We start from the raw sequence: 25,178 nt of genomic DNA, 5'->3' as shown, positions 1-25,178 counted from the left end.
AGATATCCACAGAAAAAGTGAATAAAAGCGAGTTTGTACACCTGTGTATGTTCATAACTCTGGCCTTTTCTGTGAATTACCCTTCAGATGGGTTGAACCAGGCAGATTTGAAATCAAACCAACCAAAGGTGTTCATTTTGACTCCCCGCATACTTCTCTGTCCCTGTAACTCAAGCCAATGGTGGAACAGTGGATGCAGCCAATGTTCATCAATTATTTTTTCACACCACTCTTCAAGCGATAACGCTTGTTGTCGCCATTGTGATACTTCTTTACTTAAATCATTACCAAGGCACTTTTTCAATAATGGCATCTCGTACAACGTAGCGAACAGCGAAAACTCCAGAGGGTTATAAAAGTTGGCGGTAGCAAGCCAGAGGTCACTCTCGGTGTTGCCATTGAACCATGTGTCATAATCCACGATGTTGATTTTCAATTCGACGCCGCACTTGGCCAGTATGGCTTGCAGGATCTGGCTGATTGTGTGGTATTCGTGATGTTGATGGCAAAGCGTGACGGTCAGATGGGTAATATCCTCTGGTTTGTTCAATTCGGATATCAGCTTACTGTGATGCCAGCGTAGTAATAAACCATAAGCGGGTGACCAATGGCGTTGATAAAAGGGGTCGCAGTGCGCTAGTAGATTTATCGGTGTTAGCAGGCTGCATAGCCATTGGCGAACCTCTTCTCTCTTACATTTAGTTGAGCGGTGATCATGTAATAGAAAATAACAGCCCTCTTCTATCCTGCTATCTAACGAGTTATTATCCGTGCTGTCACTTTCCAGATGCAGAGTTGTACAAACCAGTTTCTCGGCTAATTCTGGTAGAAACCATATATTCACCTGATCAATCAGCGCCCGAAAACCAAAGTAATTATCAAAGGCACGAATTTGTAGTTTCTGAGCGCTGTTTTTTATGACCTGGTAAGGGCCGGTTCCCACGGGCATACGAGAGAAGTTCGGTAACTTCTGCCACTCTTGAGGCAAGATCATGGCATGTGGGCTGCCGATTAATAAAGGGAGCCAGAGATCGGGTTCTGAAAGAAAAACATCAATCACATAGGGTGTGGGGGTGGCGACTTTTTCAATATGAGAAAAAAGAGGCAGGTTGCGTAATCTTTGTAGCGAAGCAATGACATCCGCCATCTGTAATTCTCTGCCGTGGTGAAAATGGATGGCCGGCCGTAGATAAAATCGCCAATGATTTGAGGATAATTGTTGCCAATGATGAGCTAAGTCAGCTTCTGGTTCCCCATTTTCCTCATTTATGCGGGTTAAGCTATTAAATATCTGCCTGACCAGATGAATTTCAGAACGGCGTAGCGGTGAACCGGGTAGAAGATTAGGAAAGGGGCGATAATAGAGTATCCGCAGTAAATTTTTTCCCTGGCGGAAACGGCGTTCAATCTGGGAGAGTACCATATGACGGACTGTATCTTTATCACCAACCAGTTGGACCAGCTTCTCAACATTCTGTTGCTCAAGCAACTCTTCAGCCCGTTGTTGCTGGAGTTCCCAGCCATCACGTAAGAAATTCAATTGAGAACGTTTCCCTCGACCGGACTCTGCCTGCCATTGTAACCAGCCAGCTTTCTGCATATTGTTGAGCAGTGAACGGATATGACGTTTTGAACAATGCAGTACATTCGCCAGCTCTTGTAACGTTGTTTCAGCCTCTTTTCCTTGATGGTGTTGCCATAATCGAATGAATTGTTGTTGTAAACGTGAACTGGGCATAAAAGAGGAACTCCAGAGTATTATTCATCAATTTTTATTTCCTTATATTGAACCCATAATTATCCATATTGAAAGTAGCTCAATAGGCCAGACGAAATCTGGCTTCTCCCCCAATTTTCTTGAGTAATGGTGATTTGCCAGCCAGTAAGAAAACTTACTGGCTTTTTTTCTTATTGTTCATTATGTACTCCCCGCTTCTTTTTTACATGTTCGCTTAAAACGAGTAATAATCTGGCATTGGTGGCGATTTGTCCAGCCACTATCGCTATTTTATCTGTTAATTTCTTTTAAATGTGATATGGAGTGATTAAATATTAGTTAAGGCGTTGTATGTGGCTGAAAAGTGATTGCCTGTATGAGTATAGACGGGGTGGGATTGTTCTTGCTTTTGACTCCGATAGAAAAATCCCGTAGTAGAAAACTACGGGATAAGTCAATAAAGGAAAAATTAACGCAGGAAAACCGGTTGTTCCTGCTCGTAGGCTGTTATGGCGTCCAGATGTTGTAATGTCAGGCCGATGCTGTCCAGACCGTTCATCATACAGTGACGCCGGAAACTATCGATTTCAAAAGCATAGCTTTTATTGCCAGCGTGAACTTTCTGTTGTTCTAGATCGACAGTAAAACGACAAGCTTTGTTTTGTTGAACCAAATCAAATAGCTTATTGACATCTTTATCGTTCAGTTTTACTGGCAATAACTGGTTGTTGAAAGCGTTACTGTAGAAAATATCCGCAAAACTTGGGGCGATAACCACTTTAAAACCATAATCCGTTAGTGCCCAAGGCGCATGTTCACGGGAGGAACCGCAACCAAAGTTTTCACGAGCCAGAAGGATACTGGCGCCCTGATAACAAGGCTGATTTAATACGAACTCAGGGTTGGGTTTTTGTCCTGCATCATCAAGAAAACGCCAGTCATGAAACAGATGTTGACCAAATCCTGTGCGCGTGACTTTCTGTAAGAATTGTTTGGGAATAATGGCATCAGTATCGACGTTTGCCGCATCTAAAGGAGCAACCAAGCCGGTATGTTGAATAAACTTTTCCATCATTCTCTCCTTTATGACTTCTGTGCTGGATGGCGTATATCGATAAAATGACCATTAATCGCCGCCGCTGCTGCCATCGCTGGACTGACCAAATGGGTGCGTCCGCCACGTCCCTGGCGCCCTTCAAAGTTGCGGTTACTGGTAGAAGCGCAGCGTTCACCGGGTTGCAGGCGGTCATTATTCATTGCCAGACACATGGAACATCCGGGTAAGCGCCATTCAAAACCAGCCTCTATGAAAATTTTATCCAAACCCTCTGCTTCTGCTTGTGCTTGAACAGGGCCTGAGCCGGGAACAACGATTGCCTGAACGCCAGGAGCCACTTTATGGCCTTGTGCGATGGCTGCGGCAGCCCGTAAATCTTCAATCCGGGAGTTGGTGCAAGAGCCGATAAAGACTTTATCGATCTTTACATCTGTTAGCTTAATACCGGGTTTCAAATCCATATAAGCCAGTGCTTTTTCAGCAGATGCACGTTCGACAGGATCACTAAAAGATTCGGGCGCAGGAATGGCTTGATCAATGGCGATCACTTGTCCAGGGTTTGTTCCCCATGTGACCTGCGGAGAGATCTCTTCTGCATTAATCGTAATAACGGTGTCATATTGTGCGTCAGGATCGGATTTCAATGTTTTCCAGTAATCAACAGCTTGTTCCCACAGCTCTCCTTTTGGTGAGAACTGGCGGCCTTTCATATAAGCGAAAGTCGTTTCATCCGGTGCGACCAAACCAGCTTTAGCACCCATTTCAATTGCCATGTTACATAAAGTCATACGGCCTTCCATGCTTAGCGCTTCAATCGCCTTACCACAGAATTCCACCACATACCCGGTACCGCCCGCACTACCCGTTTTGCCGATGATCGCCAGAACGATATCTTTGGCGGTGATAGCATTACCGACACCACCCATCACTTCGATTTTCATAGTTTTAGCGCGGGCTTGTTTCAAGGTTTGGGTGGCGAGTACATGTTCAACTTCAGAAGTGCCAATGCCGAAAGCCAGTGAGCCGAATGCCCCATGCGTCGCGGTATGGGAATCACCACAAACAATCGTCATGCCCGGCAGGGTTATGCCCTGTTCAGGTCCGATGACATGAACAATCCCCTGATAAGGGTGGTTGAGATCATATAATGTGATACCGAATTCGGCACAGTTTTTCATCAACTCCTGCATTTGAATACGAGCCATGTCACCACAGGCGTTAATATCTTTTGTTTGCGTGGATACGTTATGATCCATTGTTGCGAATGTTTTACCTGGCTGGTGCACTGGGCGGCCTTTGGTGCGCAAACCATCGAAAGCTTGCGGCGAGGTCACTTCATGAACCAGATGACGATCAATATAGAGTAACGGGATTTCATTCGGTACTTCCCGGACAATATGGGCGTCATATAATTTTTGATATAAAGTTTTAGCCATGCTAAATACCCTCGGCTATATAACGGGCGATAGCGCTGCCCATTTCATCAGTACTAATCGCTTTACCGTTTCCGGCTAAATCTGTTGTGCGATAGTCCTGTTCCAGCGCGTAGTTAACCGCCTGTTCAATCGCATTTGCGGCGTCATTGCGACCTAAGCTGTAACGCAATAGTAAGGCGGCAGACAGGATTTGGGCTATTGGGTTAGCAATACCTTTTCCGGCAATATCTGGTGCGGAACCGCCCGCGGGTTCATACAGGCCAAAGCCTTTTTCATTCAGGCTGGCGGAAGGTAACATGCCCATTGAACCGGTAATCATGGCGCATTCATCAGATAAGATATCGCCGAAAATATTAGAGCACAGCATCACATCAAACTGAGATGGATCTTTAATTAACTGCATGGTGGCGTTATCAATATACATGTGATTGATTTCTACATCTGGATACTCTTTTGCAATCTCAGTAACAACTTCTCGCCACAAAACAGAACTCTGCAACACATTTGCTTTATCAATAGATGTAACTTTATTACTACGTTTGCGAGCGGATTCGAAGGCGATACGGGCAATGCGCTCGATTTCAAAACGGTGATAAATCTCAGTATCAAATGCTCGTTCATATTTACCTTGGCCTTCACGTCCTTTGGGTTGACCAAAATAGATACCGCCGGTTAATTCACGGACACATAAAATATCAAAGCCTTTGGCGGCAATATCACTGCGCAAAGGACAAAATACCTCTAATCCGGCATATAAGCGGGCAGGGCGTAAATTGCTGAACAGTTTGAAATGTTTGCGCAATGGCAACAGTGCGCCACGCTCAGGTTGTTCTGCTGGTGGTAAATGTTCCCATTTAGGCCCTCCCACGGAGCCGAACAATATGGCATCAGCCTGTTCACAACCTGCTATGGTTTTTGCCGGTAGTGGACAGCCGTGGCGATCGATAGCAATCCCCCCCACATCATATTCGCTGGTGGTGATGCGGATATTGAAACGCTTACGGATTGCATCCAATATCTTATAGGCTTGTGCCATAACTTCGGGGCCAATACCATCACCGGGTAAAACTGCAATATGATAATTGTTCGACATGTTTACACCATTTCCTTTGTATTTTGCTGTATGCGTTGTTTCTCTTTCTTAACTTGCTCTGTACGCCAAACGCAGTTCAGAGCATGAATCATTGCTTTGGCAGAAGATTCAACAATATCGGTTTCCAATCCCATGCCGTGGAAGCGACGCCCAAAGCATTCGACAACGATATTTACCTGGCCCAGTGCATTGTTTCCGTGGCCTTTACCTGATAACTGATAAGAAACCAGTTCAATTGGGTATTCAGTTATTCGGCTAATTGCCTGATAGACCGCATCTACCGGGCCATTACCGGTGGCGGCTTCTGATTTCAGCTCTTTGCCACACACTAAACGTACAGCGGCTGTTGCCATCACATTGGAGCCAGATTGGATATTAAAGTGATCCAGATGGAAAAATTCGGGTTCTTGCTGTTGCAGGTTCATGAAAGCTAAGGCTTCCAAATCATAGTCAAATACCTGGCCTTTTTTATCTGCCAGACGTAAAAAGGCTTCGTATAAGCTATCCAGATCGTAATCTTTATCCTGATATCCCATCTCTTCCATGCGGTGTTTCACTGCGGCACGACCGGATCGGGAAGTCAGGTTCAATTGAATTTCTTTCAGGCCGATGGACTCTGGTGTCATAATTTCGTAAGTTTCACGATTTTTCAGTACCCCGTCCTGATGAATCCCGGATGAGTGGGAAAATGCATTGCTACCAACAACTGCTTTATTCGCGGGGATCGGCATATTGCATAATTGACTGACCAACTGACTGGTGCGGTAAATTTCTTGATGGTTGATATTGGTATAAACGCCTAACGTTTGCTGACGAACTTTAATCGCCATAATGACTTCTTCCAGTGAGCAGTTGCCGGCACGTTCACCCAAACCGTTTATCGTCCCTTCTATCTGACGGGCGCCGGATTGTACTGCTGAGATCGAGTTGGCGACCGACATCCCCAAATCATCGTGACAATGGACGGATAATATCGCTTTATCGATATTAGGAACGCGTTCGATCAAATTGGTAATGATGCCGCCGAATTGATATGGCACGGTGTAACCGACAGTATCTGGGATATTGATAGTCGTTGCGCCGGCTTTGATAGCGTTTTCAACGATCCGACACAGATTATCAATAGGTGTACGGCCCGCATCTTCACAGGAGAATTCGACATCATCAGTGTAACGACGTGCTCGTTTGATTGATTGAGCCGCCATTTCCATAACATTTTCGAATGTTTTTTTCAGCTTGGATTCAATATGTAAATTGGAAGTAGCCAGGAAAACGTGGATTCGAAAGGCTTCCGCAACTTTTAATGCTTCTGCGGCCACATCGATGTCTTTTTCTACACAACGCGCCAAGGCACAAACACGGCTGTTTTTTATCTGTTTAGCGATCGTTTGGACAGATTCAAAATCACCAGGAGAGGAAACTGGAAAACCGACTTCCATGATATCAACACCCATTCTTTCCAGAGCCAAGGCAATTTGGAGTTTTTCGTTCACACATAAGCTGGCTTGTAATGCTTGTTCTCCGTCACGTAACGTGGTGTCGAAGATAATAACTTGCTGGTTCATATGTACGTTCCTCTCGTGGTTATTTTTTGCGCCCAGCAGGTAAAAAAAACCCGCGCATGGCGCGGGTTCTTGTGAATGTCTGGTTTGGACCAACTCTGTTTTGAATCAACTCTGTTTTCTGTCCACCAGCATACCGCGCATATCAGATACGATAAGTAGTAGGTTTAATAGACAAATTGAGTGAATCATATCGATCCAACCTTTCAGTAGTATTAATGAGTGTTCGTGATTCGTATGCTTTTATTGATACGTTATCTTAAAAGTGATGTCAAGAATTCATTTAGGCATATGATTCTTAGTTTTACTTTTCTTATGGCGGTAAATTGAAGTGTTGATCTGTTTATATTTAAAAAGATTTTATTTTATCCTTTTTTGTTTGGGTTTGACTTTCGTGATGAGCTAAGATTTATATAAAAATAGTGCATTATACTGATTAATTAAAATTAAGTATTTTTCGTTTGGTGAGCTGGAAGTGGATTTGTATTTTTCTGAAAAACATCATTTGTCATTGGAAAAATAGATACAAATAGGAAGTTATGTTATATATCTTTGAAAAAATAATTCTATAACATAATAACTCTGATAAAATTGTTTAATAATAATAAGTCAGTAATTTTATTATGAATTGTGTCATTCTTTGATTTATCATCATATACAGAATAGCAGGGTGAATAAATTGTTAACATAATTGTACTTTTTTGTGAATAAATAATGAGCATTACATTGTCTACTAATTGAAATTATATATTTTTAACACTAATAGGGGGATGCGCTGGTTAGCTATGCGTATTCAGATTTGTACAAGGACGAGTCTTAATTATTTGTTATCGAAATGATTAAGACAATTGATCTCGTTAATAGTTATAGTCATCGTAATATCTGAGTAATAAATGAAGGTATTTCCGATGTTTTGTTATTAGCCGGGATCATCTGCATGAGTTTAGTGGAGTTAAACAATGGCTGAATACACCTCAGTAACTGCAACCAAAAAAGATCCAAATGAAATTCATTTGCGTAATGTGGATCTCAATCTGCTGACTGTTTTTGATGCAGTTATGCAAATGCAGAATGTGACACGTGCGGCACAGATATTAGGAATGTCGCAACCGGCGGTCAGTAATGCGGTTTCTCGTTTGAAGCTAATGTTCAATGACGAATTATTTGTACGTTATGGGCGTGGAATACAACCGACGGCAAGGGCCCATCAATTATTTGGTCCAGTCCGTCAGGCATTACAACTGGTATATAACGAGTTACCTGGGGTTGGTTTTGAACCTGATAATAGTGATAGGGTTTTTAGTCTTTCAATTTGTAGCCCTTTGGATATTAGGCTGGCTGCGAAAATAGTTGAACAGGTAAAACAAAATACACCTAATCTGGGTGTGACGATTAGATCATATTTACATGATAATATTGAGCATCAGCTCAGATACCAGGAAACTGAGTTTGTCATTAGCTATACGCAGCTAGAACGCATGGATTTTCATCATTACCCGTTATTCAATGATGAGTTGGTTTTGGCTGTTTCTAATCATCATCCAAGAATTGAAAATAGTATTAGTGAGCAGCAATTGTATGAGGAACATCATGCAGTTGTATCATTGGATAATATATGTTCATTCAGCGTTCCCTATTATGATGGAGGTGAACGTCTGCGTTCGGTTGTTTATCAGGGTACCGACTTGAATAGTGTGTTACATATTGTCTCTCAAACCTATTTGGTTGCAATTGCGCCAAAATGGTTGGTTGAGCACTATAGCGAACAATTAGCAATAAGGGCGGTTTCATTACCGTGGGATCAAGTAAGTCGTCCGTGTTATTTGATTTGGCACGAATCTACAACGAAAGATAAAGGACATCAGTGGATGAAGTCGTTATTGAGCCAACTTAGTAACAGATAATTAATTTGAAACTCACTACTGCATAAGGGTGGTGAGTTTTTTTATTTTATCACAAATTTTTCAACTTTTGATAAATAGGCTTTTCCTGTTGTTCAGGAATCGGTAGACTGCGAGGAAATAGCTAACACCTGTAAGCTGAAAAGCGAATAAGTGATGCGAAAAGGCATTATCAGAGAATAAAATTACTGTTTTTTCTCCGATAAGAAAAAAGTTTTTCGAACAGGAAAAAAATTGTGATAACTAAAAATTTACATCCTTATCACTTGATAAACCGATTGCAACAACAAATCAAACAACACCCAGAGAAAATTGCTTTTCGCCAATGGTCTCCGGCTGAACAACTCGAACTAAATTGGAATGATATTGGCAAAAAGACCAATGCTATTAGCCGGGCGTTGTTGGAGATTGGTGTTGATGTGCAAGAAAAAATTGGTCTCTTTGCACATAACAGCATGGCGTGGTCATTGACAGATATTGCTGTATTACAACTTCGGGCGGTTACTGTTCCCCTGTATGCGACTAGTAGTCAAGAACAAGCGAGTTTCATACTGAATGATGCTAGTGTGCGTATTCTGTTTGTCGGTGGGCAGCCGCAGTATGATGTTGCTATTACTTTGACAGAACGTTGTCCCCAGTTAAGTCACATTATTGTCTTAGATGAATCAGTCGATTTGCGGGATTGTTCATTAGCTCAACATTTATCTGATTTCATGGCTGATGATAAATTACAACATCAGTCGGAGTTGGAAACCCGTATCGCTAACCACAATCTGGATGATCTTTTTACGCTTATTTATACGTCTGGTACAACTGGCGAGCCTAAAGGCGTCATGCTTGATTACCGTAATTTAGCCTATCAGTTGTATTCACATGATCATGTCCTGGCGTTAACTGATCAGGACGTTTCTTTGAGTTTTCTGCCGTTATCTCATGTCTTTGAACGCGCATGGAGTTTTTATGTCATGCATGTAGGGGCGCAAAATGTTTATCTGACCGACACTAACTTTGTTCGTCAAGCTATGGCCGATATTCGCCCGACCGTGATGTGCGCAGTGCCGAGATTTTATGAAAAAATTTATAGTGCGGTTTTTGAAAAGATTTCTCAGGCTCCTTGGCATCGAAGAAAACTCTTTAATTGGGCGATTAAATGTGGTGAGCGTCAGTTTTTACGTAAGTTGCAAGGTAAAAAAAGCTGCCCTTGGTCGACAGCAATGCATCGACTGGCTGATAAATTGGTATTGAGTAAATTGCGTAATGTATTGGGGGGCAGAGTTCGGTTTTTACCTGCTGCTGGCGCGCGTCTGGACGAAACGATTATCCTGTTCTTTCTCGCTGTTGGGATAAATATCAAATATGGCTATGGCATGACAGAGACTTGCGCCACAGTTTCTTGTTGGGAAGAGCAAGGTTATGTACTTGGTTCTATTGGCAAACCATTGCCTGGCATTGACGTCCGTATCGGTGAAGAAGATGAGATACAAGTGCGTGGCCCAATTGTGATGAAAGGCTATTTCAATAATCAGCAAGAAACCGCCAAAGCATTTACTCAAGACGGTTGGTTGCGTACCGGTGACGCCGGTAAATTGGATGAAAATGGTCATTTGTTCATTACTGAACGTCTGAAAGATTTGATGAAAACATCGAATGGCAAATATATTGCCCCTCAAATGATTGAAGGTATTTTGGGACAAGATCGTTTTATTGAACATATTGCTGTTATTGCTGATGCTCGTAAATTTGTATCCGCCCTTATAGTGCCTTGTTATGATGTATTGGAAGAGTATGCAAGGTCAATTAATATCAAATATCATGATCGAGTTGAATTGCTGCGTCATAGTCAAATTATCAATATGTTTGAGCAACGCTTGAAAGAGATGCAGAAAAACTTTGCTCACTTCGATCAGGTAAAGCGTTTCACATTATTGCCAAATCCATTTTCAATGGAAACAGGGGAATTAACGCCAACGCTAAAATTGCGAAGGAAAATTATTATGCAGCGTTACCATAACGAAATTGAATCCATGTATCGAGATTAATTTCTGGAGCTTTATAGAGCGCGACCGGCTATTCAAGGGAAATTTAAGGTAATTATTCTGCTTTCAATTTATCTCAGGAGTATCCGGTTTTTAAAATTTCAATATTAGATGAATAAGCTGTAGTTTAATTTTAAAAATTATAAATAAATTATATTCACGGGTATCATTTTATGCTTGGAATAGAGCACTTGTTATTTAATAGGTTAGGGCAAGGTATAATTATCTGACTTTAAACGTCATGATGAAAAAGATGGTTATAAAAATGAAATAATAGTATTTTGTACTTGTGCGGTGCGCATGTATAGTAAATAAGACACATTTTTGTATAATGAGGTGAATTGATGAATTTTGATAATATGGTTATTGTTCATGGCCTTATGGCGACTCCTGATCATCATTGGTTTCCTTGGCTTAAAAGTCAATATGAAAGGTCAAATGTTCGGGTAATAGTGCCGGAAATGCCTGAATCTCACGCTCCTTCACCTCATTTATGGCAAGAAAAGTTGCAGGAGAGTGTACCTAATCCTAATGAAAAAACGCTTTTTATTGGGCATAGCTTGGGTTGTATTGCCGCACTCCGTTATATTTCATCTTTACCTGATAATGTAAATATTGGCGGGATTGTATTAATTGCAGGATTTTATGAAAAATTATCGACTTTACCCGAATTAAGTATATTTACTGAGGAGAACTTGGATTTTCATCCCCTTATACACAGAATAAACCAACGAATAGTAATATTATCGCTTAATGATGAAATTGTACCTCCACAGTTTACATTAAATTTAAGTCAGCAGCTCCGGGCTGAATTATATGGCTTCCCTGATGGCGGGCATTTTTTAGATCGCGACGGTTTTACTGTTTTTCCTAACTTAGAGAAGGTATTAAAAGACAATTCAATGTTATAAATAAATGTCTTTGTTGTTCTGTAAATATGCCAAGTTTACTTATATTCATAACTTGGCTATTTTAATTAATATGGATTATGACTAATAATAAATTCAGGATAGTGTAAATTAAAACTTAATTTAAATAAATGAAGTGGAATGGTTAGTGCCAAAATATATATTCTGCATTTTTAATCGCAGCGGTGAAAAAATTAAACCATAAGCTGCTATCGAAGTTCTCTGTCGTCTGACAAAGGGTGAGGTCTGCTGACAAAACGGGCGCTTCACGTCAACTTTGACCATCAAAAATTTTTTAATAAATGACAGAATTTTACATGATAATCACTGCATTGAATGCATGACCGAAAGAATAATAGCAATAAATTCAAATAATTACGTCAAATTAACCTATTGAAAAGCATACCAAGGTCGGTACAATTTTCATCACAAAAAGTAACAAAAAATGCACAATTTTTTCAATAGGTTACATTTTTAGTTGTGATGATACCCACAAATAATTAACTATTATATAGTTGAAATAATAAAAACTGTTAATATTACAAAACTGAATTAAATTTTAATCCAGTGTATTTGTCAAAACAAACACCCCGGAGGGAAATAAAGTGAATGTGATAACAGCACAAGCATTTAGACCACTAACTGATGATGAAACATTAAATTATGATAATGGTTTAATGAGTTCGTCACCTAATTAATAGAAAAAGGAATAAAGGTATATCATAACCTTTATTCCTTTATTTGTTCTTTCATTTATAAGATAAAAGGTAAAAGGTAAAGCATGGACATAATTAACGTAAAAAGGAAAATAACAGAAATAATAAATAAAAAATTTAATGATGCTGATCTGTATACTTGCTACTTGTCAGGCTCAGTCATTGAAGGGTTTGCAACGCCAAAATCTGATTATGATGTCTATGTTATATTGGAGGGAGAACTAGAAAAAGAATGTGAAGAGATATTTATTCCATCCGATATCGGAATGTTAGAAGTGACGATAATCTCTTTAAAAGAGATAAAAGAAATCATGAAGATAATCAACAATGGAAGCTTAAACTCCGATTGGTATAAATTACATTTATCTCATAGGATATTAACAGGGGAATCGATTATAAAATCAAATAATTTTGACAAATTAAAAGGAGGAATAAATAAAGCTAAATTATGTGAAATACTTAAGACCAAAGCAAAAAACTTTGGAGAAAAGTGTTTTTCCGATGGGATTGGAAATATTTTAAATAATGACCTAATATCAGCAGCATTCAACTTTGAACGAACAGTTAACTCAGCAATGGATTATATCCTGGCTTCAAGTGAAAACACATCCACTTTAATAAAGTGGCGCTATCAAAATGCAATGAAGGTGTTTGGAAAAGACCATCCAATAACATCTATATACTTGATGGTTTGTTCAAAATTTAATGTAATCAATGATATTGCAACAATTGATTACATAAATTCAGTTGCAAAAATGTGGCAATTAACTTTAGACTATTGTCAAGGAAAAGATATTTTTAGTTACAATGTATCTTTTACCAAAAAGAGAATAGCTAATACATCCGACATTTCATTATCAGATGAAAATAATAAACCAATAATAAAGAATTTATGGTATAGAGCCCTGTGTAAAGATGGGAAATTAATACTTTTCGCAAAAAAAGCATTATGTGAAATCAATTCAGATGCATATAGGGTTTGGTTAGTAATAGATAATGAAAAAACAGAGTTTGAAGTTGTTTCAGAGTTGGAAAAACTTGGAATAACTAATACAAATGCTAGTTTTTATATATCGGAATTCGAAAGACTAGGGGCATTAACAAGATAATACATATGAGGAATGCAATGGAAAGAATAAAGATTATAAGTAGGCACCACTGCTGGAGAACATTAAAGGGAACCAAAACTAATAATTTTCAAGAATATTTGAACCAAGTAAATAATGGATGCCAATTACAAGAAACAATATTTCATCTACGCGATGCGGAAGAAATGTTAATGGACTTAAGTAATTTGTCATCACCCATATCAAGATTATCAAGCTCTGAAATAATACATATTTGGAATGAATTAGTTGATTATTTAAATATAAATAAACTTACCTCTGATATGGGTAATTTAGTAAATGGATATGGCTTAGATCCAGAGTTAGCCTTATATGGTACTGAACTATGTGAGTTAAAAAGAAATAAAGAAAACATCCTATCTACAATAATAAATAAAGGAATAACAAATAAATTAGAATTAATATATTCAAGAGGGCTTGATAAATCAGTAAAATTAAAGGATGCTCCACAAAAAACAATTGATTTATATGATGAGTTTCGTTACGAATACAGTAAAAGTATTAATTTATTTTCACTGGAAACTTGCCCCACATTAAACATAGAAAACATTTACCAAGATCATTACTTGTGGGATAAGATTTTTGCGATAGCTAAAAACAAATTATTTATTATTTCGGGAGGAATCCCCCTTGCGTTATCTTATCATGCAAAAACACTAGACAAAAATATATATTTCTGCGAAATACATCGTGAAAATGATAGTGGTTTACTGCATAAAAGAAAATTATTCAATGAAATATACCCAAAATTTAAAGGAAAAGAAAACGAAAGTTGGCTGATAATTGATAAATCCTATACAGGAGGCAGCATTCAATTAGCTTACAAGATGCTTGTAAATTTAGTTGGGTATAAATCGAAAATATATAAAGTATCATTTTCCCCAAAAACATTAGGGGCATTTTCATCGTCAGATTATGCAATTTATGCAGGCAGATTATTTGATGTAAAAAAGACAATAGCATATTTAACAGCTGAGGATTGGCATAAAAAACTCATCTATTTGGGAGATCATGTCACATGAGGTATGTATTCAGTAATGAAGTTAGCAATTATTTAGAAATATACCTTCACAAACTCAGGGAAGAGATTCGTAGAATATGGCTTGCCAAGCTTTCTACTATTCATATCGGATATGATAACAAATACTATGGTGAAACAGTAGAAATAGATATCATTTTAAATAATATAATTTACGAGCACTTGGATAAATCAGAACTCAAGGTAACCATTATTTCAGAAGACGATTCTGAATCACAATCTGTAAATATTAAAGATAAGGTTTACTTACTAATTGATCCTATTGACGGTACTCATAACTTGCTTATGGGTTATCCTGCCTATACTACATCAATAGCTGTTTACAAGAATGATAGATACATTATGGGTTGGGTATATGATATTCCAAGAGACATTATATATAAAGCATCATTGGGAGAAGGTTCTTATATACAAAGCATATATACCAGTAAGCGAATATATATAAGCCCCTCATTTAAACTAAATGATTTGAGAGTATCATTTCATAGGGCGAAAAATAATCAATATACAGAGGTTCAGAATAAAATTATTAATGAAGCAAATAAAGTAAGAATCTCATCTTGTTCAAGTTTAGATATATGCCTGATCGCTAGTGGCGTTTTACATGTATTCTTAGATTTATCACTTATGGGGCACGAACGTTGTGTAGATATAGCAGCAGCTAAACTAATCCTTGAGGAGTCAGGGGGATACATAATGACTCGTGATGGAAATAGTTATAATATTCTATCACCTACGGATTCTTTATTTTTTGAGAAAAAAGCAATCATAGCTGTTTCTTCTAAAAGTGCAGGGGATACAATATTAGAATTAATGAGGATACAAAAATGAACACTATAGAATTAAAAATTAGAGTATTATGTTCTGGATTAAAATATGATAAAAACGTGATATGTGAGTACAGTAAACGAAATTTTATTCCTAAAAGAAGGGCGTACGGAACAGGTGATAGCTCTAAATTAGAAACAACACATTCCGTACCTCAAGAGGTTATTTTAGAAGATGGTACAATTATTGCCTGTAACTATAATGAGAATTCTGATTATGATTTAATATATAAAAATGGAAATTTTTACATAAAAGCCGACAACAATTTTTTTAAGGTTATATTTCCCATTAAACCAGACATATATGGCATAGAACTTTCAGATGGCAGTAGAGTAGAAGAATACGTCACGGTATACGGTGATACAACTTTAGGTTTTTTCTCTCCAGGGCATTGTTATTATTTTAATGATGGCCGTCAGTGTAAATTTTGTTCATTAGGTGAAGCTAGAAATAGTTTATCAGATCATAAAAAGTCTATTAGACCGTCAAAAGTAATTGAAGTTATGAATATAATAGAAGCTAACAACATTAATAGATATAAAAGAGTACTCATCAATGGTGGTACAACTCGTAATTATGATATTGGTTTTGAAATGCACAAACAATTATTAATTTCTCTAAAACCTTTTTGTGAAAAAAACAACCTTAACAGTCATCTAATATCAATGCCCCCTAGAAATTTAAATAAAATAAAGGGAATTTCTGAATTTGTTGATAGCTGGGCTATTAGTTTAGAAATATTTAATGCTAAATTATTTGATCAGATATGTCCTGGTAAATCACAGGACTACGGGAGAAATAATCTATTAGAAGCATACCTAGCTGCTGTTTCAGAGTTAGGTGAAGGCAATGTTTATGTTGGGTTTGTAGCGGGATTAGAACCTTTAAATGATTTAGTGCAAGGAATGGAATTTTTTTCAAAAAACGGCATAGTTCCAGCAATAGCAGTTTTTCATCCCGATCATGGTTCTGAATATCAAAATCACCCTAGACCTGTTTTTGAAGATATTTACAAAACATATGCTGAGATGCATAAATTATATCAAAAATATGGATTCAAACCATTTATTATCGGTAGTGGTAGAAATTCACTTGATACTGAAGCGTACTACGGGGAAAAAAGAAATGATTAAACGCGGGTTATTTATAGCTTTTGAAGGAAATGATGGTGCAGGTAAATCAACAATTTCACGCGAGATTTATGATATTTTATCTCTAGATTATAATAATATTGTTTTTTTAGATAAAAATTATCCTTTACTACCATCTGGATATAGTATGTATCACATGGGAAAAATACGAGATATCCTTTGGGATTATGACATTTCAGCTCCATTGGGTGAACTTGGTGACCGGCATTGGATTCTATTGATAGCATCATGGTTTTCTGTTTTAGATAGTTTAATTATTCAACCTTGTTTATTGCAAGGTAAAATTATTATATGTGATAGTTGGTATTATAAATATTTGGCAAGATTCTTACTTAAATCCACGGAATTAGCAGAATTAAGTAAATCGGTTCTATCTATAAACACAAAACCAGATATGGTTATATATCTTGATGTTCCTCCAGACATTGCTGAAAAAAGGAAAAGAATATTAAAACCTAGTGAGTCTGGAAAATTAGAGACAAATGAAAATTATGATTTCATAGAATATCAAAAACATGTTCTTAATCAATACCAGACGTTTTATGATGACACTTGGGAAATTATTGATACTGACACCTTAACTAAAGATGCAGTAATTAAATTAATAGTAGATATTATTCAAGTGGAAATACTGAAAAAAATGTAATTATTGCAAGACCTATATTTATTTAGGTTATTTTATCTGGAGGAAAATAATGGATAAAGAATTTAGAAAATTAATATTAGCTTCCTCAGGAAATTCTTTTACCTTGTATTTGGAGATGATAATATCATTCACGCTAATCACATATCACTGGAACGGTGGAGCGATATACTCATCTTTATATACAATTTCATATGCTGCATCGTTACTATTTCTAACGCCCTATGTTTCGTCATTTGTCGATGAACATATAAAACCGAAAAAGTACATTGTTATCATTTCGTTACTTTGTGGTGTTATTACTGCTTTTCAATACAACATTGATGATATTAATATATATATTCTTTATTCTTTTATTAAAAATATCCTTCGTTTATTTTTAGGACCTTCTAATTTTTTAATATTAAAAAACATATCAACCAAGCAATTTGAAAAAAACTTTAGTTATTGGCAGGTTTTATTTCAAATATACAAAATGTTAGCCCCGTTATTTTTAGGCTTTATTCTTATCTATTACTCAGTAAAACAAATTCTTATTTTAATATCAGTGCTTTATTTTATTTCAGCAGTTTTATATATTTTTGTTTCAGAACCATTGATTAATGTTGACCGCAAAAAAAACAAGATATCACTAATTAATTACTTTAATATAATGAAAGATAATAGAATATTATCTTCATTTATTGTTATTTCTACTTTAACTTGTTTTGGCTATTTATCAGATAGCCTAATAGCTCTTAGCTTTATGAAGCAGGGATTAAATGGAAGCCATTATAGTTTTGCTATGTGTCTTTCAGGTGTTTCAGGTATTCTAATTGGTTTATTATTTGGAAAGTATAAAATTAACATATCTTTAAATATTATGTTGTTTTCATTCTTTTTGTGGGGATTGGGGTATCTTTTAATAGGAATAACAAATCAATTTAACGATTTATTTCCTGATAAAATCAGTTTATTTTTTATATTTTTAGCAATGGTAATAATAGGAGTAGGATCGTCTATGAATAATATTATTGTTACCATTCATATGCAGAAATTCGCAACTAATGATAACTCGGCTAAAATATTTGGCTTAACGTCAATTTCTGTTGGTTTTTCCATGTTTATTGGCCCTTTGATAGGTTCGACAATATCTTATTTTTTTCCCATAAGCATCGTTTTTTTTACAACATTTATAGGTATTTTTTTAACCATAATTGTGGTCACTTTAATAAATCGTAAATCCACGTCATGACATAGTTTTACTGAGAGCCAATGGAGGATGTATTAGAAAAGGTATTAAAAGACAATTCAATGTTGTAAATAAATGTCTTGTTGTTTTGTAGATATGCTAGGTTTACTTATATTCATAACTTGGCTATGCTAAAGGATTATTTTAATGAATATAGATTATCACTAATAATAAATTCAGGATAGTGTGAATTAAAGTTTAATTTAAATAAATCAAATGGGATGGCTAGTGCCAAAATATATATTCTTCACTATGGATAATGAGTTTATATTGAGGTTTTTTGGTGTGATTTTATATTCTGCAAGAGTTAATGATTTATTTATTAAGTTAATTTACTCTTAAGGGGTTAATTTTTCAATAATGTATTATATAGAGTTTTATTTAATGTGGGAATATGCTTTTATGAGTTATTAAGATTATTTCATGAGCCGTGTAAATAATTTTTTCTATTTTAAAATATCATTTGGTTAATTATTATGTCTGGTGGTTTAGTTATGAAAATGAATATTTATATATCCAAGTGAATATTGAATATATGGAATTACTATTCCAGGAATAAACGCTAGCTTCTATATATTCTCTAATTAAAATGGAGTAAAAAGATTTTACTCGAATGCATTATTTGCAATTGCTATCCAAAAACGAGGAAATGACGGTCAAATTATCTGAGGCGTTTGTCGGCATTCCCTTTATCAGCTTCATACTTCGGTGACCTAAACGATTTTGAAAACTGCTTTTTAGTTTTTTATCGTATATATACTGGATAATACCTATATGTTGTCGTTCTTTTTAGGTATAGCCGCTCATATTCTACTTATTTTTAGCTTCTTGATAGTAAGATAACGCTTACCGGAGACATTTGGAATTGTCAGAAAATTGCTATTCTGCCTTTACTCACATTGCTAACGCCTGTTTCTAGCGTTATGTTAATTAACTCAGCATCAATATATCGCTGAGAGGCTATTCGTCTTACTAAAATAAAAGTGGAAGTCACTTCCGATTTATTAACTTGCAAACAGAGCCTGGAGGAAAACCTATGGAGATGTTATCAGGAGCTGAAATGGTCGTCCGATCGTTAATTGATCAGGGCGTTGAGCATATATTCGGTTATCCGGGAGGGGCAGTACTGGATATTTATGATGCCCTGCATACGGTTGGGGGTATTGAGCATATCCTGGTACGTCATGAGCAGGGGGCAGTTCATATGGCTGATGGCTATGCCCGTTCTACCGGGAAGGTTGGTGTGGTATTGATCACCTCCGGTCCTGGAGCAACCAATGCCATTACCGGTATTGCCACAGCTTATATGGATTCAATTCCGATGGTTGTATTATCCGGTCAAGTCGCCAGTTCCCTGATTGGCAATGATGCATTTCAGGAATGTGACATGGTAGGGATATCCCGCCCGATCGTAAAACATAGTTTTTTAGTGAAAAAAGCGGAGGATATTCCGAAGGTACTGAAAAAAGCCTTCTATCTAGCTTCCAGTGGTCGTCCGGGACCCGTCGTTATTGATTTACCGAAAGACACGGTAAATCCGGCAGTAAAATTACCCTATATTTATCCTGATCAGATCAGTATGCGTTCTTATAGTCCAACGATTCAAGGACACAAAGGGCAGATTAAGCGGGCACTGAGAAAACTATTGAATGCGAAAAAACCGGTCATATATGTAGGCGGGGGGGCGATTAACGCAGATTGTTCAGCAGAATTATTGGTATTGGCAGAAAAATTCAATATCCCTGTTGTTAGCTCCCTGATGGGATTAGGCAGTTTCCCTGCAACTCATCCGCAAAGCCTAGGCATGCTCGGTATGCATGGTACATTCGAAGCTAACAAAGCAATCCATAATTCAGATGTCATTTTTGCTGTCGGTGTACGTTTTGATGATCGTACTACCAATAATCTGGAAAAGTATTGCCCGGGAGCAACGGTATTACATATTGATATTGATCCGACATCAATTTCGAAAACGGTTTCCGCAGATGTACCTATTGTTGGTGATGCTAAACAGGTGCTTGGGCAAATGCTGGCGTTGCTGGAGACAGTGGAAGACACACAAGATCCCGATGCGCTAAAAGATTGGTGGTTATCTATTCAGCAATGGCGCAGCCGTAAATGTCTCAGTTTTGATCGCAGTGGTGAAAAAATTAAACCACAAGCTGCTATTGAAGTTCTCTATCGTCTGACGAAGGGGGAAGCTTATGTCACTTCCGATGTTGGACAGCATCAGATGTTTGTTGCATTGCATTACCCATTTGATAAACCAAGGCGTTGGATCAGTTCCGGTGGTTTGGGAACGATGGGATTTGGTTTACCGGCGGCTTTGGGCGTTAAACTGGTGAAGCCGGAAGCGACGGTAGTCTGTGTTACCGGGGATGGCAGTATTCAGATGAATATTCAGGAGCTGTCTACCGCGTTGCAATATGGGCTGCCGGTGCTGGTTCTGAATTTGAATAACCGTTTCCTGGGGATGATAAGACAGTGGCAAGATATGATTTATGCTGGCCGTCACTCTCAGTCTTATATGGAATCCTTGCCTGATTTTGTCAAACTGGCTGAGGCTTATGGTCATATTGGCATTTCTATCCAACGTTATGATGAATTGGAAAGTAAATTGGCGGAGGCCCTGAAAGAAGTGACTGAAAATCAGCGGCTGGTATTTGTTGATGTCACAGTGGATGAAACTGAACACGTATATCCTATGCAGATCCGTGGAGGAGCAATGGATGAGATGTGGTTAAGCAAAACGGAGAGAACCTGATTATGCGCCGGATTTTATCTGTGTTACTTGAAAACGAATCAGGGGCTTTGTCCCGGGTTGTTGGTCTGTTTTCCCAACGCGGCTACAACATTGAAAGTTTAACTGTCGCCCCAACTGATGATCCGACATTATCGCGAATGACAATTCAGACTAAAGGCGATGCAAGGGTACTTGAACAGATTGAAAAACAGTTGCACAAGTTGGTGGATGTGTTGCGAGTCAGCGAGTTGGCGTCGGGTTCTCACGTAGAGCGTGAAATCATGTTAGTCAAATTACAGGCCAGCGGATATGGACGTGAAGAGATCAAACGCAGCACTGACATTTTCCGTGGGCAGATCATTGATGTGACTTCGACCTTATATACCGTGCAATTGGTAGGAACCAGCGATAAATTGGATGCATTTCTTGATGCTGTTCGAGATGTCGCAGAAATTGTTGAAGTTGCTCGTTCAGGTATTGTCGGTGTATCTCGCGGGGATAAAATTATGCGATAAAAAATCGCAAACTGCGGGGCAATATGCATACATTTATCAGGCTCTGCGATAAAGTAGGGCCTTTTTTGGGGTCTATAAGGAGTTAATGTGAAACTGGATGAAATCGCCCGCCTTGCAGGTGTTTCACGCACAACGGCCAGTTATGTAATTAATGGTAAAGCCAAGCAATACCGTGTCAGTGATAAAACGGTAGAAAAAGTGATGGCGGTGGTTAGAGAGCATAATTACCATCCTAATGCTGTGGCAGCCGGTCTCCGTGCAGGGCGTACCCGTTCTATTGGTTTGGTTATTCCAGATTTAGAAAATACCAGCTATACCCGTATTGCTAATTATTTGGAACGTCAGGCTCGTCAACGTGGCTATCAGTTATTGATAGCCTGTTCGGAAGACCAACCTGATAATGAAATGCGCTGTGTTGAACACCTGTTGCAACGTCAGGTGGATGCAATTATTGTTTCTACCGCATTACCGCCGGAGCATCCTTTTTATCAACGCTGGGCAAATCGTTCTTTGCCTATTATTGCTCTTGATCGGGCGCTTGAAAATGAACACTTTATCAGCGTAGTGGGTGATGATTTTGAAGATGCAAAGATGTTGGCGCAAGAATTTCGTCAATTTCCGGCTGAATCTGTGCTTTATCTCGGCGCATTACCTGAATTATCAGTCAGTTTCCTGCGTGAACAGGGGTTCCGTGAAGCATGGCAAGATGATCCTCGTAAAGTGATGTATCTTTACTCAAACAGCTATGAGCGTGATGCGGCTGCTGAAGTGTACTCCAAATGGTTAGAAACTCATCCAATGCCGCAAGCGTTGTTCACCACCTCTTTTGCCCTGTTGCAAGGGGTCATGGATGTTACCCTTAAACACAGCGGCCGTTTACCAAATCAATTGGTTATCGCGACTTTTGGTGATCATGAATTATTGGATTTCCTTGAATGTCCAGTGCTCTCTGTAGCGCAGCGTCACCGTGAAATTGCTGAACGGGTATTGGAGCTGGTGTTAGCGAGTCTGGATGAAAAGCAGAAGCCAGGGCCAGGTATCACACGGATACATCGCGACTTATGTCGTCGAGGAAGCCTGAGTCGAAAAGGATGATAAAAACCCCTCATTAATTTTCTGATGAGGGGTTTTGGTTGTCGGATTTGTCATATCGGATTTGTCATAAAAGAAGTGTGTAAAGGCAACTTTCAAGCAATCCTTACGTTGGGTGTTTCAGCGCGAGCAAATAGCAATTTCGTTCATACATAAATTATTCAGTAGGGAGAAGCGCATGGAACAGCGCTTATTTGAGTTTGGGATTTGTCTATTTACCCCCGTTTTTTTACCCTATTTTATATATTAAATTGATTTTAATAATATTTATCTTGTGGTTTTTTGCTGCTAGTTAGTTTGAGTGTTGAGTTCATCAAATAGAATGATAAACATTGCTGCACGGTGGTTAAATAGTAATGAAATGTAAATTATGTAAATAAATTAATCACACAACTATTTTTTTATTATTTTATCGTAAACATTTACTCTCTTTGTGCTTGTAAAATTATTCAGAATTATCATGGTGTTAATTATTATTGATATTGCTAAATTTAATAATTATGCCTCCCAACAGCCAAAATCCTGCCATCAAATATAGCTAAAGCGCATCGGCTCTGGCTTGACAAGGTTTTCGTCCCATCCGTAAACTCCTTATTGTGGGGATTAGTGGGATAAAGTGGTAATTCTTGATCACCAGGGGCGACCTGAGTATGTTTCGTGGAGCAACGCAGATTAATCTCGATAGTAAGGGGCGGCTCACCGTACCTACCCGATACCGGGCTATGCTAAATGAGGAGTCGCAAGGGCAAATGGTTTGTACCATCGACCTTCATCAGCCGTGCCTGTTGCTCTATACATTATCTGAATGGGAAATTATTGAAGAAAAACTTTCTCGCTTATCCAGCATGAATCCGGCGGAGCGTCGGGTGCAACGTTTGCTTTTAGGTCATGCCAGTGAATGTCAGATGGATAGTGCAGGACGTCTTTTGCTAGCCAGTACATTGCGTCAGCATGCAGGGCTAGTCAAAGAGGTTATGCTGGTTGGTCAGTTCAACAAATTTGAATTGTGGGATGAGCAGGCTTGGTATCGACAGGTTAAGGATGACATTGCGGCTGAGCAATCCACACAGGAACCTTTATCAGTACGGCTACAGGAATTATCACTATAAATATGGCAAATAGTCATTTTAAACATACCAGCGTATTGCTGGATGAAGCAGTCAACGGACTGAATATTCGTGAAAATGGAATCTATATTGACGGCACGTTTGGTCGTGGTGGGCATTCACGTCTGATTTTGTCTCAATTGGGAACGGCAGGTCGTTTAATTGCAATTGATCGAGATCCGCAAGCGATTGAAGTGGCAAAAGCGATCACAGATCCGCGTTTTTCAATTGTACATGGGCCATTTTCTAAATTGGCTCACTATATAGAAAACGCCGGACTGACTGGCGAAATTGATGGTGTATTGCTGGATTTAGGTGTTTCTTCGCCTCAGTTGGATGATCCGGAACGCGGTTTTTCTTTTATGCGCGATGGGCCGCTAGATATGCGGATGGACCCGACTCGCGGGCAATCAGCAGCAGAATGGCTGATGCGTGCGACAGCAGATGATATTGCCTGGGTATTGAAAACATTTGGTGAAGAGCGTTTCGCCAAACGTATCGCCAGGGCAATTGTGGCACGCAATCAGGAAGATCCCATTACCCGAACAAAAGCGCTAGCCGATTTAATTGCTCAGGCTAGCCCAATAAAAGAAAAACATAAGCATCCTGCAACCAGGAGCTTCCAGGCGATTAGGATTTATATCAACAGTGAGCTGGAAGAAATTGAGCAAGCGCTGGAAGGGGCATTACAAGTGCTTGCGCCACAGGGGAGACTTTCAGTTATCAGTTTCCATTCGCTGGAAGATCGTATTGTTAAACGATTTATTCGTCAGAATAGTCGAGGGCCACAGGTGCCAGCGGGATTGCCGTTAACAGAAGAGCAACTGAAAGCGCAAGGTGGGCGTAGCTTGAAATCGATTGGCAAGATGAAACCTTCAGAGGAAGAAGTGGCTGATAACCCACGGGCTCGCAGTTCTGTTTTGCGTTTTGCTGAAAAAGTTAGTGAATAATGGCAGGTGAACGTCGCGGATTAACCGGTATTATCGGCAACGATTTACTCAAAAATGCCAAAATACCGTTGATTCTTCTAGTCGCTGTACTGGTTTCGGCCATAGTCGTTGTAACCATTGCACATGAAACCCGCTTATTGACGGCTGAAAGAGAACATCTGGTCGTGGAACGGGATGCATTAGATATCGAGTGGCGCAATCTTATCCTCGAAGAAAATGCTTTAGGTGATCACAGTCGAGTTGAGCGGATTGCTGTTGAAAAAATGCATATGCAGCATGTTAATCCTGCTCAGGAAAACATTGTTGTTTCACAGTGAGTTAATTTAA

General features: G+C 38.5%; 20 protein-coding genes. 15 read left to right on the top strand and 5 right to left on the bottom strand.

Going from position 1 to position 25,178, the window contains the following annotated elements; genetic code table 11:
* Nucleotides 1-76: 76 nt before the first annotated feature.
* The 5 genes from sgrR to leuA form a co-directional block, all read right to left on the bottom strand.
* Complete coding sequence (gene sgrR, locus EAE92_RS07875) at nt 77-1,738, bottom strand: HTH-type transcriptional regulator SgrR (RefSeq protein WP_214067671.1); 1,662 nt, start codon at nt 1,736-1,738, stop codon at nt 77-79.
* Between the two features lie 448 nt (nt 1,739-2,186).
* Nucleotides 2,187-2,792, bottom strand: a complete 606-nt coding sequence (gene leuD / locus EAE92_RS07870) for a 3-isopropylmalate dehydratase small subunit (protein ID WP_214067670.1) — start codon at nt 2,790-2,792, stop codon at nt 2,187-2,189.
* A gap of 8 nt (nt 2,793-2,800) precedes the next feature.
* Nucleotides 2,801-4,210, bottom strand: coding sequence for a 3-isopropylmalate dehydratase large subunit (gene leuC, locus EAE92_RS07865; RefSeq protein WP_214067669.1), 1,410 nt, complete (start codon nt 4,208-4,210; stop codon nt 2,801-2,803).
* Between the two features lies 1 nt (nt 4,211).
* The gene (gene leuB, locus EAE92_RS07860; protein ID WP_214067668.1) at nt 4,212-5,303 is read right to left on the bottom strand and encodes a 3-isopropylmalate dehydrogenase; all 1,092 of its coding nucleotides are present in this window, start codon (nt 5,301-5,303) and stop codon (nt 4,212-4,214) included.
* 2 nt (nt 5,304-5,305) lie between these two features.
* Nucleotides 5,306-6,868, bottom strand: coding sequence for a 2-isopropylmalate synthase (gene leuA / locus EAE92_RS07855; RefSeq protein ID WP_105398343.1), 1,563 nt, complete (start codon nt 6,866-6,868; stop codon nt 5,306-5,308).
* A 956-nt stretch (nt 6,869-7,824) separates the two neighbouring features.
* Between leuA and leuO the strand changes: the two genes are divergently transcribed.
* The 15 genes from leuO to ftsL all read left to right on the top strand — a co-directional run bounded on the left by leuO (nt 7,825) and on the right by ftsL (nt 25,168).
* Nucleotides 7,825-8,769: a transcriptional regulator LeuO gene (gene leuO / locus EAE92_RS07845; protein WP_036777467.1), complete on the top strand. Its 945-nt coding sequence runs from the start codon at nt 7,825-7,827 to the stop codon at nt 8,767-8,769.
* 236 nt (nt 8,770-9,005) lie between these two features.
* Entirely contained in the window at nt 9,006-10,805 is a 1,800-nt protein-coding gene (locus EAE92_RS07840; RefSeq protein WP_214067699.1) for an AMP-dependent synthetase/ligase, read from the top strand.
* 341 nt (nt 10,806-11,146) lie between these two features.
* On the top strand, nt 11,147-11,713 hold the full coding sequence (locus EAE92_RS07835; RefSeq protein WP_214067667.1) for an RBBP9/YdeN family alpha/beta hydrolase: 567 nt from the start codon (nt 11,147-11,149) through the stop codon (nt 11,711-11,713).
* 778 nt (nt 11,714-12,491) lie between these two features.
* Entirely contained in the window at nt 12,492-13,535 is a 1,044-nt protein-coding gene (locus EAE92_RS07830; RefSeq protein WP_214067666.1) for a nucleotidyltransferase domain-containing protein, read from the top strand.
* A gap of 17 nt (nt 13,536-13,552) precedes the next feature.
* The gene (locus tag EAE92_RS07825; protein ID WP_110086066.1) at nt 13,553-14,575 is read left to right on the top strand and encodes a hypothetical protein; all 1,023 of its coding nucleotides are present in this window, start codon (nt 13,553-13,555) and stop codon (nt 14,573-14,575) included.
* A complete protein-coding gene (locus EAE92_RS07820) occupies nt 14,572-15,423 on the top strand; it encodes an inositol monophosphatase family protein (RefSeq protein ID WP_110086065.1) in 852 nt (283 codons plus the stop codon). Before EAE92_RS07825 ends, EAE92_RS07820 begins: the two co-directional genes overlap by 4 nt.
* Nucleotides 15,420-16,553 (top strand): radical SAM protein, encoded by a 1,134-nt coding sequence (locus EAE92_RS07815; RefSeq protein WP_110086064.1) that lies wholly within the window; start codon nt 15,420-15,422, stop codon nt 16,551-16,553. Before EAE92_RS07820 ends, EAE92_RS07815 begins: the two co-directional genes overlap by 4 nt.
* The gene (locus EAE92_RS07810; RefSeq protein WP_110090836.1) at nt 16,546-17,217 is read left to right on the top strand and encodes a dTMP kinase; all 672 of its coding nucleotides are present in this window, start codon (nt 16,546-16,548) and stop codon (nt 17,215-17,217) included. Before EAE92_RS07815 ends, EAE92_RS07810 begins: the two co-directional genes overlap by 8 nt.
* A 49-nt stretch (nt 17,218-17,266) precedes the next feature.
* Entirely contained in the window at nt 17,267-18,448 is a 1,182-nt protein-coding gene (locus EAE92_RS07805; protein WP_214067665.1) for an MFS transporter, read from the top strand.
* A 1,033-nt stretch (nt 18,449-19,481) separates the two neighbouring features.
* A complete protein-coding gene (ilvI, locus tag EAE92_RS07800; RefSeq protein ID WP_214067664.1) occupies nt 19,482-21,209 on the top strand; it encodes an acetolactate synthase 3 large subunit in 1,728 nt (575 codons plus the stop codon).
* A gap of 2 nt (nt 21,210-21,211) precedes the next feature.
* Complete coding sequence (gene ilvN, locus EAE92_RS07795) at nt 21,212-21,703, top strand: acetolactate synthase small subunit (protein WP_181147808.1); 492 nt, start codon at nt 21,212-21,214, stop codon at nt 21,701-21,703.
* Between the two features lie 87 nt (nt 21,704-21,790).
* Nucleotides 21,791-22,798, top strand: coding sequence for a catabolite repressor/activator (gene cra / locus EAE92_RS07790; protein ID WP_214067663.1), 1,008 nt, complete (start codon nt 21,791-21,793; stop codon nt 22,796-22,798).
* Nucleotides 22,799-23,445: 647 nt separating this feature from the next.
* Nucleotides 23,446-23,904, top strand: a complete 459-nt coding sequence (gene mraZ, locus EAE92_RS07785) for a division/cell wall cluster transcriptional repressor MraZ (RefSeq protein WP_214067662.1) — start codon at nt 23,446-23,448, stop codon at nt 23,902-23,904.
* 2 nt (nt 23,905-23,906) lie between these two features.
* Nucleotides 23,907-24,851 (top strand): 16S rRNA (cytosine(1402)-N(4))-methyltransferase RsmH, encoded by a 945-nt coding sequence (gene rsmH, locus EAE92_RS07780; RefSeq protein ID WP_214067661.1) that lies wholly within the window; start codon nt 23,907-23,909, stop codon nt 24,849-24,851.
* Nucleotides 24,851-25,168 carry a cell division protein FtsL gene (gene ftsL, locus EAE92_RS07775; RefSeq protein ID WP_246545074.1) on the top strand — a complete coding sequence of 106 codons (318 nt, stop codon included), beginning with the start codon at nt 24,851-24,853 and terminating at the stop codon, nt 25,166-25,168. Before rsmH ends, ftsL begins: the two co-directional genes overlap by 1 nt.
* Nucleotides 25,169-25,178: the final 10 nt, after the last annotated feature.

This window comes from Photorhabdus hainanensis, assembly GCF_018448965.1.
In the GTDB taxonomy this organism is placed as follows: domain Bacteria; phylum Pseudomonadota; class Gammaproteobacteria; order Enterobacterales; family Enterobacteriaceae; genus Photorhabdus; species Photorhabdus akhurstii.
This window is presented reverse-complemented; position numbering and strand designations above follow the sequence as displayed.